12 protein-coding genes are annotated in these 14,011 nt (G+C 63.0%); all 12 read right to left on the reverse strand.

Annotated features, from left to right (window positions below):
* Nucleotides 1-4 precede the first annotated feature (4 nt).
* Nucleotides 5-1,537, reverse strand: a complete 1,533-nt coding sequence (gene nuoM / locus BLV18_RS08900; protein ID WP_049860088.1) for an NADH-quinone oxidoreductase subunit M — start codon at nt 1,535-1,537, stop codon at nt 5-7.
* Between the two features lie 39 nt (nt 1,538-1,576).
* A complete protein-coding gene (gene nuoL / locus BLV18_RS08905; protein ID WP_090357844.1) occupies nt 1,577-3,430 on the reverse strand; it encodes an NADH-quinone oxidoreductase subunit L in 1,854 nt (617 codons plus the stop codon).
* The gene (gene nuoK / locus BLV18_RS08910) at nt 3,427-3,735 is read right to left on the reverse strand and encodes an NADH-quinone oxidoreductase subunit NuoK (protein ID WP_043190115.1); all 309 of its coding nucleotides are present in this window, start codon (nt 3,733-3,735) and stop codon (nt 3,427-3,429) included. Before nuoK ends, nuoL begins: the two co-directional genes overlap by 4 nt.
* A 4-nt stretch (nt 3,736-3,739) precedes the next feature.
* Entirely contained in the window at nt 3,740-4,237 is a 498-nt protein-coding gene (gene nuoJ / locus BLV18_RS08915; protein WP_049860090.1) for an NADH-quinone oxidoreductase subunit J, read from the reverse strand.
* 9 nt (nt 4,238-4,246) lie between these two features.
* Nucleotides 4,247-4,795 carry an NADH-quinone oxidoreductase subunit NuoI gene (gene nuoI, locus BLV18_RS08920; protein ID WP_043190109.1) on the reverse strand — a complete coding sequence of 183 codons (549 nt, stop codon included), beginning with the start codon at nt 4,793-4,795 and terminating at the stop codon, nt 4,247-4,249.
* 11 nt (nt 4,796-4,806) lie between these two features.
* Nucleotides 4,807-5,814, reverse strand: a complete 1,008-nt coding sequence (nuoH, locus tag BLV18_RS08925; RefSeq protein WP_043190106.1) for an NADH-quinone oxidoreductase subunit NuoH — start codon at nt 5,812-5,814, stop codon at nt 4,807-4,809.
* The gene (nuoG, locus tag BLV18_RS08930; RefSeq protein ID WP_090357846.1) at nt 5,811-8,528 is read right to left on the reverse strand and encodes an NADH-quinone oxidoreductase subunit NuoG; all 2,718 of its coding nucleotides are present in this window, start codon (nt 8,526-8,528) and stop codon (nt 5,811-5,813) included. Before nuoG ends, nuoH begins: the two co-directional genes overlap by 4 nt.
* A 130-nt stretch (nt 8,529-8,658) precedes the next feature.
* Nucleotides 8,659-10,017, reverse strand: a complete 1,359-nt coding sequence (gene nuoF, locus BLV18_RS08935; RefSeq protein WP_049860092.1) for an NADH-quinone oxidoreductase subunit NuoF — start codon at nt 10,015-10,017, stop codon at nt 8,659-8,661.
* Nucleotides 10,014-10,511, reverse strand: a complete 498-nt coding sequence (gene nuoE, locus BLV18_RS08940; protein WP_049860093.1) for an NADH-quinone oxidoreductase subunit NuoE — start codon at nt 10,509-10,511, stop codon at nt 10,014-10,016. Before nuoE ends, nuoF begins: the two co-directional genes overlap by 4 nt.
* Nucleotides 10,512-10,513: 2 nt before the next feature.
* The gene (nuoC, locus tag BLV18_RS08945) at nt 10,514-12,301 is read right to left on the reverse strand and encodes an NADH-quinone oxidoreductase subunit C/D (RefSeq protein WP_049860094.1); all 1,788 of its coding nucleotides are present in this window, start codon (nt 12,299-12,301) and stop codon (nt 10,514-10,516) included.
* 77 nt (nt 12,302-12,378) lie between these two features.
* Complete coding sequence (locus BLV18_RS08950; protein WP_043190091.1) at nt 12,379-13,053, reverse strand: NuoB/complex I 20 kDa subunit family protein; 675 nt, start codon at nt 13,051-13,053, stop codon at nt 12,379-12,381.
* Between the two features lie 10 nt (nt 13,054-13,063).
* Nucleotides 13,064-13,477, reverse strand: coding sequence for an NADH-quinone oxidoreductase subunit A (locus tag BLV18_RS08955; RefSeq protein ID WP_043190089.1), 414 nt, complete (start codon nt 13,475-13,477; stop codon nt 13,064-13,066).
* Nucleotides 13,478-14,011 lie beyond the last annotated feature (534 nt).

Genomic DNA, 14,011 nt, shown 5'->3' on the forward strand with positions numbered 1-14,011 from the left:
GCTCTTACCGGGCCGAAGCGAGTTGAGTGAAGGCGGTGCCGAACCACTGCTGCACACCGGTCATGGTGGCGGCGGAAGTGTCGAGGAAGGGCTGCGGGTAGACGCCAAGCAGAATCAGCAGGCCCGCAAGGCCCAGCACCATGATCAGTTCGCGGTTGTCCATGCCGGCCAGTACCGCGTCCGACTTGGAAGGGCCGAAGTAGGCACGGTGGATCATGATCAGCGAGTACACCGAGCCGAACACCAGGCCGGAGGTGGCCACGGCGGTGATCCACGGTGCCACGGTGAAGCTGCCCAGCAGGATCAGGAACTCGCCGACGAAGTTGCCGGTGCCCGGCAGGCCCAGCGAAGCGGCCGCGAAGAACAGGCTGATCGCCGGCAGGTAGGCGATGCGCGACCACAGACCGCCCATCTCACGCATGTCACGGGTGTGCAGGCGCTCGTACAGTTGACCGCTGAGGATGAACAGCGCGGCCGCCGACAGACCGTGGGCCAGCATCTGCACCACGGCGCCCTGCAAGGCCTGCTGGGTACCGGAGTAGATACCGATCAGCACGAAGCCCATGTGCGAGACGCTGGAGAAGGCGATCAGGCGCTTGATGTCGGTCTGCGCGAACGCCAGGAAGGCGCCGTAGAAAATACCGATCAGGCCCAGGGTCATGGCGATGGGGGCGAATTCCGCCGAGGCATTGGGGAACAGCGGCAAGGCGAAGCGCAGGATGCCGTAGGCCGCGGTTTTCAGCAGAATACCGGCCAGGTCCACGGAACCGGCGGTCGGCGCCTGGGCGTGGGCGTCAGGCAGCCAGGAGTGGAACGGCACCACCGGCAGCTTCACTGCGAAGGCGATGAAGAAACCCAGCATCAGCAGGTATTCGACATGTTCCGGCAACTGAGCCTTGAGCAGGTCGCTGTAGTTGAAGGTCATCACGCCGGTGTTGCTGTAGTTGAACAGCACCAGGCCCAGGATCGCCACCAGCATGATAAGGCCGCTGGCCTGAGTGAAGATGAAGAACTTGGTCGCGGCGTAGATCCGGGTCTTCTTGCCGTCCGAGGAGCTGTGACCCCAGAGCGCGATGAGGAAATACATCGGCACCAGCATCATTTCCCAGAAGAAGAAGAACAGGAACAGGTCCAGTGCCAGGAACACACCGACCACGCCGCCCAGGATCCACATCAGGTTGAGGTGGAAGAAGCCGACGTGGCGCTGGATCTCTTTCCACGAACACAGCACCGACAGCATGCCCAGCAGGCCGGTGAGCAGAATCATCAGCAGCGACAGGCCGTCCAGTGCCAGGTGCACGCTGATGCCGAAGCGCTGGATCCAGTTGAGCTTGAACTCGTAGGCCCAGGCCGGTTCGCCACCGGGTGCAGGGGCCAGGGTGTAGTCGCCATGGGCCCACAGCCAGAGGCCGAGAGCGAGTTCCAGGGACATGGTCAGCAAGGCGATCCAGCGGGGCAGGGTAGCGCTGCTGCGCTCCGCTACCCAGCACAGAAGGCCGCCGATGAAGGGGATCAGGATCAGCCAGGGCAAAATCATGACGGGCTCGTTTCCTTTCGCAAAGTCACAGGATTCATATCAGACCGCCGCCAGCACGACAGCGCCGAGCACCAGTACGGCGCCCGCGGCGATCGAAGCGGCATACCAGCGCAACTGACCGGTCTCGGTACGGCTCATGGCGTTGTTGCCGCCCTTGGCCGTACGCGGGATCAAGCCAATCACCTGGTCGACCGGGTCCTTGCGCAACAGGTGGCTGATCAGCAGATAAGGTTTGACGAACAGCTTGTCGTAGATCCAATCGAAGCCCCAGGCGGCGAACCACCAGGCCGACAGCATGCGGCCGATACCGCTGTTGGCCACGGCCGTGGCGAAGCTGCGCTTGCCCAGGAACAGCATGGCTGCCAGCAGGATGCCGGCCAGGGCGATGGCGCCCGACGCGATCTCCAGGCTGTGCTTGGCTTCGCCACCGGCATGGCCGACGCTCTGCGGCAGCACACCGGCCAATGGCGGATGGATCCAGGCACCGATGAAGGTCGACAGCACGATCAGCACCCCCAGCGGCAGCCAGTGGGCAACCCCGTGGCCGGCATGGGCCTCGGTCTTGGCTTCGCCGTGGAAGGTGATGAAGATCAGGCGGAAGGTGTACAGCGAGGTCATGAACGCACCCACCAGACCGGCGTACAGCAAGCCGTTGTTGCCGCTGGCGAAGGCCTCCCAGAGGATCTCATCCTTGGAATAGAAGCCGGCCGTCAGCAACGGCAGGGCCGCCAACGCCGAACCGCCGACGATGAAACTGGCGTAGGCCAGCGGCAGCTTCTTCCACAGGCCGCCCATCTTGAAGATGTTCTGCTCGTGGTGGCAGGCGACGATTACGGCACCGGAGGCGAGGAACAGCAGCGCCTTGAAGAAGGCGTGGGTCATCAGGTGGAAGATCGCGCCGTCCCAGGCGCCAACGCCCAAGGCCAGGAACATGTAGCCGATCTGGCTCATGGTCGAATAGGCCAGGATGCGCTTGATGTCGGTCTGCACCAGCGCGGCGAAGCCGGCCAGTACCAGGGTGACACCACCGACCACGCCCACCAGATGCAGAATGTCCGGGGCCAGGGCGAACAGGCCGTGGGTCCGGGCGATCAGGTAGACGCCTGCGGTGACCATGGTCGCGGCGTGGATCAGTGCCGACACCGGAGTAGGACCGGCCATGGCGTCTGCCAGCCAGGTCTGCAGGGGCAGTTGTGCGGATTTACCCACGGCGCCACCGAGCAGCATCAGCGTGGCCAGGACGATCCAGAAATCGCCGACCTTGAAGTGCTCGGGCGCACGCACCAGCAGTTCCTGAATGTTCAGCGTGCCCAGTTGCTGGAACAGGATGAACAGGCCGATGGCCATGAACACGTCGCCGATGCGGGTGACGATGAACGCCTTGAGCGCTGCATTGCCGTTGTTGCGGTTGCCATAGTAGAAACCGATCAACAGGTACGAGCACAGGCCCACGCCTTCCCAACCGAAGTAGATGAACAGCAGGTTGTCGCCCAGGATCAGGAACAGCATGCTGGCAATGAACAGGTTGGTGTAGGCGAAGAAGCGCGAGTAGCCCTCTTCACCGCGCATGTACCAGGAGGCGAACAGGTGGATCAGGAAACCCACGCCCACCACCACGCCGAGCATGGTGATCGACAGGCCGTCCAGGTACAGGGTGAAGTTGGGCTCGAACCCGTCCACCGACATCCAGCGCCACAGCAGTTGGGTGTATACGCCACCTTCCGGCGGAGCAACGTTGAACTGCCAGATGACGTAGGCGGCGACGATCGCCGACAGGCCGATGGAGCCGACGCCGATCAGCGCCGAGAGGTTTTCCGAGAAGCGCCCGCGGGAGAACGACAGCAGCAAGAAGCCGATCAGCGGGAATACGAAGGTCAGAAAGATCAGGTTCATCCGCGCATCTCACTGGCAGCGTCGATGTCGAGCGTGTGGAAGCGGCGATACAGCTGCATCAGGATCGCCAGGCCAATCGAGGCCTCGGCCGCTGCCAGAGTGATCACCAGGATGAACATGATCTGTCCATCGGGCTGACCCCAGCGCGCACCGGCCACGATGAACGCCAGGGCAGAGGCGTTCATCATGATTTCCAGACTCATCAACACGAAAAGAATGTTACGGCGGACCATCAGGCCGACCAGACCGAGGGTGAACAGGATGCCGGCGACTGCCAGGCCATGCTCTAGAGGGATAGCGGGCATCTGTTTACTCCTTTTCCGTGCGGCCGAGGTGGAACGCCGTCACGGCTGCGGCAAGCAGCAGCATCGACGCCAGTTCAACCACCAGCAGGTAAGGCCCGAACAGGCTGATGCCGACGGCCTTGGCGTCGACCGTGGTCTGACCGATACCGGCAGCGCTGGGATTGGCGAACAGCACGTACAGCAGTTCGAGCAGCAGCAGTGCACCGAGGAAGACCGGACCTGCCCAGATACCGGGCTTGAGCCACACCCGTTCCTGCTGCACCGAGGCCGGGCCCAGGTTGAGCATCATCACCACGAAGACGAACAGCACCATGATGGCGCCGGCGTAGGCGATCACTTCGAGCACACCGGCGAACGGTGCACCCAGGGCGAAGAAGGTCATGGCCACGGCGATCAACGAGATGATCAGATAGAGCAGGGCGTGCACGGGGTTGGTATTGGTGATCACCCTGAGGGTGGACACCACCGCGATACCCGACGCGAAATAGAAAGCGAATTCCATCTTTCTTCCTTAAGGGAGCAAGCTCTTCACGTTGATCGGCTGGGCTTCGTTCTGCGCGGCGCCCTTAGGCTTGCCGGCGACGGCCATGCCGGCCACGCGATAGAAGTTGTAGTCGGGGTTCTTGCCGGGTCCGGAGATCAGCAGGTCTTCCTTCTCATACACCAGATCCTGGCGCTTGAACTCGGCCATCTCGAAGTCCGGCGTGAGCTGGATCGCGGTGGTCGGGCAGGCTTCTTCGCACAGGCCGCAGAAGATGCAGCGCGAGAAGTTGATCCGGAAGAAGTCCGGGTACCAGCGACCGTCCTCGGTTTCTGCTTTCTGCAGCGAGATGCAGCCTACCGGACAGGCCACCGCGCACAGGTTGCAGGCCACGCAGCGCTCTTCGCCGTCAGGGTCGCGGGTCAGGACGATGCGGCCGCGGTAGCGCGGCGGCAGGTACACGGCTTGCTCGGGGTATTGCAGGGTGTCGCGCTTACGGAAGCCATGGCCGAAGACCATGATCAGGCTGCGCAGCTGCGTGCCCGTTCCTTTTACGATGTCACCGATATATTTGAACATGGGTCAATTCCTCACTGAACCGTGCCGGCGGGCGTGTTCAACAACACGATCGCGGCGGTCACCAGCATGTTGATCAGGGTCAGTGGCAGGCAGAACTTCCAGCTGAAATCCATTACCTGGTCGTACCGGGGGCGCGGGATGGAAGCGCGCAGCAGGACGAACAGCATGATGAAGAACGCGGTTTTCAGTGCGAACCAGACGAACGACAGTTGCGGCAGGATCCCGAACGGACCGTGCCAGCCGCCGAAGAACAGCGTCACCAGCAGGGCCGAGATGAGAATGATGCCGATGTATTCACCCACGAAGAACATGCCCCATTTCATGCCGGCGTATTCGATGTGATAACCGTCGGCCAATTCCTGCTCGGCCTCGGGCTGGTCGAACGGGTGACGGTGCGTCACGGCCACGCCTGCGACGAAGAAGGTACAGAAGCCGAAGAACTGCGGAATGATGAACCACAGGTTCTGCGCCTGGTACTCGACGATGTCGCGCATGTTGAAGGAACCGGCCTGGATCACGATGCCCATCAGCGACAGGCCCATGAACACTTCGTACGACACGGTCTGCGCGGAAGCCCGCAAGCTGCCCAGCAGGGCGTACTTGTTGTTGCTCGCCCAACCGGCGAACAAGACGGCATACACCGACAGGCCGGCCATGGCGAAGAAGAACAGCAGCCCGATGTTCAGGTCGGCCACGCCCCAGGTGGGGGTGATCGGGATGATCGCGAAGGCGATCAGCAGGGCGCTCATGGCCACCACCGGCGCCAGGGTGAAGATCACCTTGTCGACGAAGGGTGGGTTCCAGTCTTCCTTGAAGAACATCTTCAGCATGTCGGCCGCGATCTGGAACATGCCGAACGGACCGACCCGGTTCGGGCCGTAGCGATCCTGCCACCAGCCCAGCAGGCGACGCTCGACGAAGCTGAGCAGTGCGCCGCAGATAACTACCGCCAGCATGATGACCAGGGCCTTGACCACACCGATGATGATGTCGATCACTTCAGGGGTGAACCAGGTCATTGTGCTGCCTCCTGCAGGCCGTCGACGGACGCGCCGGCGAACGCCGGTGGGATCCCGGCCAGGCCGGCGGGCAAGCCCACCAGGCCGGCGCCCAGTTCCTCGCTGATGCGCAGCGGCAGGCGCAGGGCCTGGCCAGCCACGGTCAGGCTGAGCAGGGCACCGTCGTTGACGCCCAGGCGGTCGGCTTCGGACTTGGCCAGGGCCACGTAGGCCTGGGGAATGCGCTCCTGTACCGGCGCGGCCCGCGAGGAATTCTCCTCGCTGCCGAACAGGTGGTAGAACGGCACGGCTTGCCAAGTGCCGCGCGCCGGGGAAAACGCGCCGGGAACGCTGGCGAACCAGCCGAGGCCGTCGCCCTGGCTTTCGATCAGGCGCGTACCGGGGTCACCGGCACGCAGGTGACCACCCACTTCGTCCTGGAACTTGTTCCAGGCCTGCGGCGAGTTCCAGCCCGGCGACCAGGCGAACGGCACCTGCTGACGCGGTTCGACGGAGCCCGAGTAGCCTTCCATGGAGAACGAGAACGCCGTGTCGGTATCTTGCGGTGTCCTTGGCTCGTGCACGCTGATGTTGGCGCGCATGGCGGTACGGCCGCTGTAGCGCAGCGGTTCGCGCGCCAGCTTCAGGCCCTTGATGCGGAACGAGGCCGACGGCGCGGCGTCGACGATGCGCGCCAGTTGCGGTGCGCTGTTGGCCACCGCGGCGGTCACGTGATCGAGCTGAGTCCAGTCCACCGGCTTGTTCAGCAAGGTGCTGCGCAGCGCGTGCAACCAGCGCCAGCCTTCGTGGATCAGGATGCTGGAATCCAGGTAGACCGGGTCGAACACCTGGAAGAATCGCTGAGCGCGGCCTTCCTGGCTGACCAGGGTGCCATCGCCTTCGGCGAAGCTGGCGGCCGGCAGGACCAGATGGGCGCGCTCGACGGTGCGGGTGTGCTGGTGGTCGGCAACGATGACCACCTTGGCGGCGTTCAGCGCAGCGTCGACCTTGGCAGCGTCGACACGGGTGTAGAGGTCGTTTTCCAGGATCACCAGCGCGTCGGCATGGCCATCGATCACGGCCTGCAGTGCGTCGTCGACCGAGTCGCCGCCGAGCATCGCCAGGCCCATGCTGTTGGCTTCCGGGACGATCAGGCTCAGCGAACCGGCCTTGTCACGGCCTTTCAAGGCCTTGGCGATGTTGCCTGCGGCTTCGATCAGGGCGTTGCAACCCAGGGACGTACCACTGACGATCAGCGGACGCTTGGCCGCCACCAGGGCATCGGCAATGCGCTGGGCCAGTTCCAGGGCTTCGCTGTCCAGCCCGGCCACCGCCGGTGCGCTCGGGTCGATCGCGTGGGCAACGGCAAACCCGATGCGCGCCAGATCTTCCGGCGCGGCGTGGACGCACTCTTCGGCGACGTCGTCGAGTTTGGTGTCGGTCAGGCTGGCGATGAACAGCGGGTTCAGCTCGTGCTGACCGATGTTCTTCACCGCAGCGTCGAGCCATGGCTGCACGCGCATGGCTTCGGCCATCGCCTCGGCCTTGCCTTTCACCGATTGCCGCAACGCCAGTGCCATGCGCGCCGCAGTCTGGGTCAGGTCTTCACCGAGCACGAACACCGCGTCGTGGTCTTCCACCTCGCGCAGGCTCGGGATCGGCAGCGGGCTGCTGCGCAGCACCTGCAAGGCCAGGCGGATGCGCGAAAGCTCGCCGGCTTCGATGCCGCTGTAGAAGTGCTGGGCACCGACCAGTTCGAGCAGGGCGTAGTTGCTTTCCAGGCTGGCACGCGGCGAGCCGATGCCGACGATGTTGCGGCCACGCAGCAGGTCGGCGGCCTTGTCCAGCGCCTCGTCCAGACTCAGCTTGCGGTTGCCTTCGGCCAGCAGCGGCTGGCGTGGGCGATCCTTGCGGTTGACGTAGCCATAACCGAAGCGGCCGCGGTCGCACAGGAAATAGTGGTTCACCGAACCGTTGTAGCGGTTCTCGATACGGCGCAGCTCACCGTAGCGCTCGCCCGGGCTGATGTTGCAGCCACTGGAGCAGCCGTGGCAGATGCTTGGGGCGAACTGCATGTCCCACTTGCGGTTGTAGCGCTCGGAGTGGGTCTTGTCGGTGAACACACCGGTCGGGCAGACCTCGGTCAGGTTGCCGGAAAACTCGCTTTCCAGGGTGCCGTCTTCGACCCGTCCGAAATAGACGTTGTCGTGGGCGCCGAACACGCCCAGGTCGGTGCCGCCGGCGTAGTCCTTGTAGAAACGCACGCAGCGATAGCAGGCGATGCAGCGGTTCATCTCGTGCGCGATGAACGGGCCCAGCTCCTGGTTCTGGTGGGTACGCTTGCTGAAGCGATAGCGGCGTTCGTTGTGACCGGTCATCACGGTCATGTCCTGCAGGTGGCAGTGACCGCCTTCCTCGCACACCGGGCAGTCGTGCGGGTGGTTGGTCATCAGCCATTCGACGACACTGGCGCGGAACGCCTTGGATTCTTCGTCTTCGATGGAGATCCAGGTGTTGTCGGTGGCAGGGGTCATGCACGACATGACGATGCGACCACGGGTGTCGTTCTTGTCGGTGTACTGCTTGACTGCGCACTGGCGGCAGGCGCCGACGCTGCCCAGCGCCGGGTGCCAGCAGAAATACGGGATGTCGAGGCCCAGCGACAGACAGGCCTGTAACAGGTTGTCTGCGCCATCGACCTCGAGCGCTTTGCCGTCTACGTGGATAGTGGCCATGGTTCAAGTTCTTCGTTGGCCCGTTGTCAGCGGGCGTGGCTAATGGAAATCTTGTTATTCGCCCGGCGCAGCCAGCGATGGCGCGTCAACGGGCGATACCGGCGGCACGGGCCGCCGGGCGTGCATCGAGTCAGGCGCCGGCCATGGTGGGGGTGGCCACCTGGGTCAGGCTGCCCGGCGTGACGGGCTTGATGCCCGCCTCGAACTCGGCACGGAAATATTTGATCGCGCTGCCCAAGGGCTCCACGGCACCGGGCGCGTGGGCACAGAAAGTCTTGCCGGGGCCGAGGAAACCGACCAGGCCCAGCAGGGTTTCGATGTCCCCCGGCTGGCCGTTGCCGGTCTCGATGGCGCGCAGCAGCTTGACGCTCCACGGCAAGCCGTCGCGGCAAGGGGTGCAGAAGCCACAGGACTCGCGGGCGAAGAACTCTTCCATGTTGCGCAGCAGCGAGACCATGTTGACGCTGTCGTCCACGGCCATGGCCAGGCCCGTACCCATCCGAGTGCCAACCTTGCCGATGCCGCCGGCGTACATCTGCGCATCCAGGTGTTCGGGCAACAGGAAACCGGTACCGGCGCCGCCGGGCTGCCAGCACTTGAGGGTGAAGCCGTCGCGCATGCCACCGGCGTAGTCTTCGAACAACTCGCGCGCGGTGATGCCGAACGGCAGCTCCCACAGGCCAGGGTTCTTGACCTTGCCGGAGAAGCCCATCAGCTTGGTGCCGTGGTCTTCACTGCCTTCACGGGCCAGCGACTTGTACCAGTCGATGCCGTTGCCGACGATGGCCGGCACGTTGCACAGGGTTTCGACGTTGTTGACACAGGTCGGCTTGCCCCACACGCCGACGGCGGCAGGGAAGGGCGGCTTGGAGCGCGGGTTGGCGCGACGGCCTTCCAGGGAGTTGATCAGGGCGGTTTCTTCACCGCAGATGTAACGCCCGGCGCCGGTGTGCACGAACAGCTCGAAGTCGAAACCCGACCCCAGGATGTTCTTGCCCAGCAGGCCGGCGGCCTTGGCTTCCTGCACCGCGCGGTTCAGGTGCTTGGCGGCGGTCGTGTACTCGCCCCGCAGGAAGATGTAGCCGCGATAGGCTTTCAGCGCACGGGCGGAGATCAGCATGCCTTCAATCAGCAGATGAGGCTGCTGCTCCATGAGCATGCGGTCTTTCCAGGTGTTGGGTTCCATCTCATCCGCGTTGCACAGCAGGTAGCGGATGTTCATGGATTCGTCTTTGGGCATCAGGCCCCATTTGACGCCGGTGGGGAAGCCCGCACCGCCGCGGCCCTTGAGGCCCGAATCCTTCACCGTCTGCACGATGTCGTCCTGCGACATGTCGGCGAACGCCTTGCGCGCGGCGGCGTAGCCGTCCTTGGCCTGGTACTCGTCGAGCCAGATCGGCTCGCCGTCGTCGCGCAGGCGCCAGGTCAGCGGATGGGTTTCAGCGGCGCGGGCAATGGTATTGGCCGGGCCGAACGAGGTGAGCTTCATACGTAGCCCTCCAGCAGTTGGGCCACGCCAGCGGGCTGGACATCGCCAAAGGTATCGTCGTCGATCATCAGCGCCGGGGCCTTGTCGCAGTTGCCCAGGCAGCACACCGGCAGCAGGGTGAAGCGGCCGTCGGCGGTGGTCTGGCCCAGGCCGATGCCCAGCTTGCTCTGGATTTCGCTGACCACCGACTCGTGGCCACCGATGTAGCAGACCATCGAGTCGCACACGCGAATGATGTGGCGGCCCACAGGCTGGCGGAAAATCTGGCTATAGAAGGTGGCCACGCCTTCGACGTCACTGGCCGGAATGCCCAGGATCTCGCCGATGGCGTACAACGCGCCGTCGGGGACCCAGCCACGTTCCTTCTGGACGATCTTGAGGGCTTCGATGGACGCCGCGCGCGGGTCTTCGTAGTGGTGCAGCTCGTGCTCGATGGCCGAGCGCTCGGTTTCGCTCAAGGCGAAACGGTCTGTCTGGATGAGCGTGCTGTTCATGCTTAGCGGTCCACGTCGGCCATAACGAAGTCGATACTACCCAGGTACGCGATCAAGTCCGCGACCATGCTGCCTTTGATCACCGAAGGGATCTGCTGCAGGTGCGGGTAGCTTGGGGTGCGTATGCGGGTACGGTAGCTCATGGTGCCGCCGTCGCTCGTCAGGTAATAGCTGTTGATGCCCTTGGTCGCTTCGATCATCTGGAAGGATTCGTTGGCCGGCATCACCGGGCCCCACGAAACCTGCAGGAAGTGCGTGATCAAGGTTTCGATGTGCTGCAGCGTGCGCTCCTTGGGCGGCGGCGTGGTCAGCGGGTGATCCGCCTTGTACGGGCCTTCGGGCATGTTGCGCATGCACTGTTCGATGATGCGGATGCTCTGGCGCATTTCTTCCACGCGCACCATGCAGCGGTCATAGGCGTCGCCGTTGTGGGCCAGCGGCACTTCGAACTCGAAGTTCTCGTAGCCCGAATACGGACGCGCCTTGCGCAGGTCGAAATCGCACCCGGTGGAACGCAGGCCGGCACCGGTGACGCCCCATTCCAGGGCTTCCTTGGTGTTGTAGGCGGCGACGCCGATGGTGCGGCCCTTGAGGATGCTGTTCTGCAGCGCGGCCTTGGTGTATTCGTCGAGGCGCTTGGGCATCCACTCGATGAAGTCCTTGACCAGCTTTTCCCAACCGCGTGGCAGGTCGTGGGCGACGCCGCCGATGCGGTACCAGGCCGGGTGCAGGCGGAAACCGGTGATGGCTTCGATCACCGTGTAGGCCTTCTGCCGGTCGGTGAAGGTGAAGAACACCGGGGTCATGGCGCCGACGTCCTGGATGTAGGTGCCCAGGAACAGCAGGTGGCTGGTGATGCGGAAGAATTCGGCCATCATGATGCGGATGGTGTCGACCTTCTGCGGCACCTTGATGCCGGCCAGCTTCTCGACGGCCAGCACGTAGGGCAGGTTGTTCATCACCCCGCCCAGGTAGTCGATGCGGTCGGTGTAGGGGATGAAGCTGTGCCACGACTGGCGCTCGGCCATTTTCTCGGCACCACGGTGGTGGTAGCCGATGTCGGGCACACAGTCGACGATCTCTTCACCGTCCAGCTGCAGGATGATGCGGAAGGCACCGTGCGCCGAAGGGTGGTTCGGGCCCAGGTTGAGGAACATGTAGTCCTCGTTGGTGCCCGAACGCTTCATGCCCCAGTCTTCGGGCTTGAAGCGCGCGGCTTCCTCTTCGAGCTGCTGCTTGGCCAGGGTCAGGCTGTAGGGGTCGAATTCGGTCGCGCGCGCCGGGTAGTCCTTGCGCAGCGGATGGCCTTCCCAGGTCGGCGGCATCATGATGCGCGACAGGTGCGGGTGGCCGGCGAAGTCGATGCCGAACATGTCCCAGACTTCACGCTCGTACCAGTTGGCGTTGGGCCAGATACCGGTGATCGTCGGCAGGTTCAGATCGCCTTCGTTCAAGGCCACCTTGAGCATGACGTCGCTGTTACGCTCGACCGACAGCAGGTGGTAGAACACGGTGAAATCGCCGGCGCTGGGGATCGCGCGGCGATGGGTGCGCAGGCGCTCGTCCACACCGTGCAGGTCGTACAGCATGCTGTAGGGCTTGGGCACGTTGCGCAGGAACGTGAGGATCTCGACCAGCTTGGCGCGGGCCACCCACAGTACCGGCATGCCGGTGCGGGTTTCCTGGGCGAGGAAGGCCTCGGGGCCAAAGCGCTGGTTCAGTTCGACGACCACGTCTTGGTCGTCAGCCTTGTAAGGCGGGATATACAGAGCGGTGTCCGCTGTTGTCATGGTCTCGGTCGCTATCGGTCAACTACGGTGTGAAGCCAGGGTTCTCGCCTGCCGCTGCAGGCGTGGAAGGCGCTGGATCAGACTTCGTCGGGGCTGCGCAGGTTTGTTACCGCGATGCGCTGTTCGCGGCGCTGTTCCTTCTGCGACGGCATCTCGGCGCGGTACACGCCTTGATCACCGACGACCCAAGACAGCGGGCGACGCTCTTGGCCAATCGACTCCTGCAACAGCATCAGGCCTTGCAGGAAAGCTTCAGGGCGCGGCGGGCAGCCAGGCACGTAGACGTCCACGGGGAGGAACTTGTCGACCCCCTGAACCACCGAGTAGATGTCGTACATGCCACCGGAGTTGGCGCACGAACCCATGGAAATGACCCACTTGGGTTCGAGCATCTGCTCGTAGAGACGCTGGATGATCGGCGCCATCTTGATGAAGCAGGTGCCGGCGATGACCATGAAGTCGGCCTGACGCGGCGAGGCCCGGATGACTTCGGCGCCGAAGCGGGCGATGTCGTGGGGCGCCGTGAAGGCCGTGGTCATTTCCACGTAGCAGCACGAGAGACCGAAGTTGTACGGCCACAGGGAGTTCTTGCGACCCCAGTTGACCGCGCCGCTGAGGACGTCTTCGAGTTTGCCCATGAAGATGTTCTTGTGAACCTGATCTTCTAGGGGGTCGGAAACAGTTTCCCTGGTGCCGATGGGATACTGCTCGTTGGGAGCATCGGGGTCGATCCGGGTGAGATTGTATTGCATTGCCAAAGCCTCATTGTTTCAGCTTCGCCTGCCGCTTGCGACGAGCTTCCGGAGCCCAGTCAAGGGCGCCCACTCGGAACAGGTAGACAAGACCTGCCAACAGAATTGCTATGAAAACGAGAGCTTCGACGAATCCGGTCCAGCCGCTTTCGCGGACGGACACAGACCAGGCAAAGAGAAAGAGGGCTTCGATATCGAAGATCACGAACAGCATCGCGACCAGATAGAATTTGGCGGAAAGGCGCAGACGGGCGCTACCGACCGGCAGCATGCCGGATTCGAAAGGTTCGTTCTTGCTGCGTCCGAAGGCTTTGCTGCCCAGCAGGCTGGAGAGCCCGAGCATGAACGCGCACAGACCGGCAACACCGAGAAGGAAGATGGCAAAGCCCCAGTTGTGGGCGATGAGTCCTGTCGAATCGGGCATGCTGGTTTCCTTGGCAGGGGCCTGGGCCGCTGAATTGAATGAAGTGTCGCAGTGACGATATGTCGCAGCAGAATCGATCGCGGTGATTTTATGGGTAAAAGCCAGGCAAGTAAATTTCGGATCGCAAATTAATTCGTATCATTACGCACATAGGCTTATTCAATGTAGCTCATGCTGGGGTTTAGGCTGGGTTTATGAAGAATATTCAACACTGACAGGCTTTTACTATCACTGAGCTTATATCTTAATGATAATTAATATCATTTTCAGGCTGGTGCTGTTGTTCAAGCTCGGATAATTAACTGCGCCGAGTGTTTTACTGGGATATTCGATTGTGGGCATTGCGCCAGATCAATCGAACATGCAAAAAAAACCGCCAGGCATTCGCCACGGCGGCTGCAAACCCTACTCCCTCCCTTGTGGGAGCGGGTTCTACCCGCGAAAGCCGCGCTGCGGTCTGCCAGATACACCGCGCCGAACCCTTCGCAGGCAGAGCCGGCTCCCACAGTGATCGATGGCAGCGCCTTGTGGGAG

Origin of the sequence: Pseudomonas coleopterorum, assembly GCF_900105555.1 — a bacterium.
GTDB classification, from domain to species: domain Bacteria; phylum Pseudomonadota; class Gammaproteobacteria; order Pseudomonadales; family Pseudomonadaceae; genus Aquipseudomonas; species Aquipseudomonas coleopterorum.

What these genes read in the sequence shown, in the direction of transcription:
- nuoK (WP_043190115.1), bottom strand. Translation starts at nt 3,735, where the DNA reads ATGCCCGCTATCCCTCTAGAGCATGGCCTGGCAGTCGCCGGCATCCTG.
- nuoI (WP_043190109.1), bottom strand. Translation starts at nt 4,795, where the DNA reads ATGTTCAAATATATCGGTGACATCGTAAAAGGAACGGGCACGCAGCTG.
- nuoM (WP_049860088.1), bottom strand. Translation starts at nt 1,537, where the DNA reads ATGATTTTGCCCTGGCTGATCCTGATCCCCTTCATCGGCGGCCTTCTG.
- nuoE (WP_049860093.1), bottom strand. Translation starts at nt 10,511, where the DNA reads ATGAACAGCACGCTCATCCAGACAGACCGTTTCGCCTTGAGCGAAACC.
- nuoL (WP_090357844.1), bottom strand. Translation starts at nt 3,430, where the DNA reads ATGAACCTGATCTTTCTGACCTTCGTATTCCCGCTGATCGGCTTCTTG.
- nuoH (WP_043190106.1), bottom strand. Translation starts at nt 5,814, where the DNA reads ATGACCTGGTTCACCCCTGAAGTGATCGACATCATCATCGGTGTGGTC.
- BLV18_RS08950 (WP_043190091.1), bottom strand. Translation starts at nt 13,053, where the DNA reads ATGCAATACAATCTCACCCGGATCGACCCCGATGCTCCCAACGAGCAG.
- nuoF (WP_049860092.1), bottom strand. Translation starts at nt 10,017, where the DNA reads ATGAAGCTCACCTCGTTCGGCCCGGCCAATACCATTGCCCGCGCCGCT.
- nuoG (WP_090357846.1), bottom strand. Translation starts at nt 8,528, where the DNA reads ATGGCCACTATCCACGTAGACGGCAAAGCGCTCGAGGTCGATGGCGCA.
- nuoJ (WP_049860090.1), bottom strand. Translation starts at nt 4,237, where the DNA reads ATGGAATTCGCTTTCTATTTCGCGTCGGGTATCGCGGTGGTGTCCACC.
- nuoC (WP_049860094.1), bottom strand. Translation starts at nt 12,301, where the DNA reads ATGACAACAGCGGACACCGCTCTGTATATCCCGCCTTACAAGGCTGAC.
- BLV18_RS08955 (WP_043190089.1), bottom strand. Translation starts at nt 13,477, where the DNA reads ATGCCCGATTCGACAGGACTCATCGCCCACAACTGGGGCTTTGCCATC.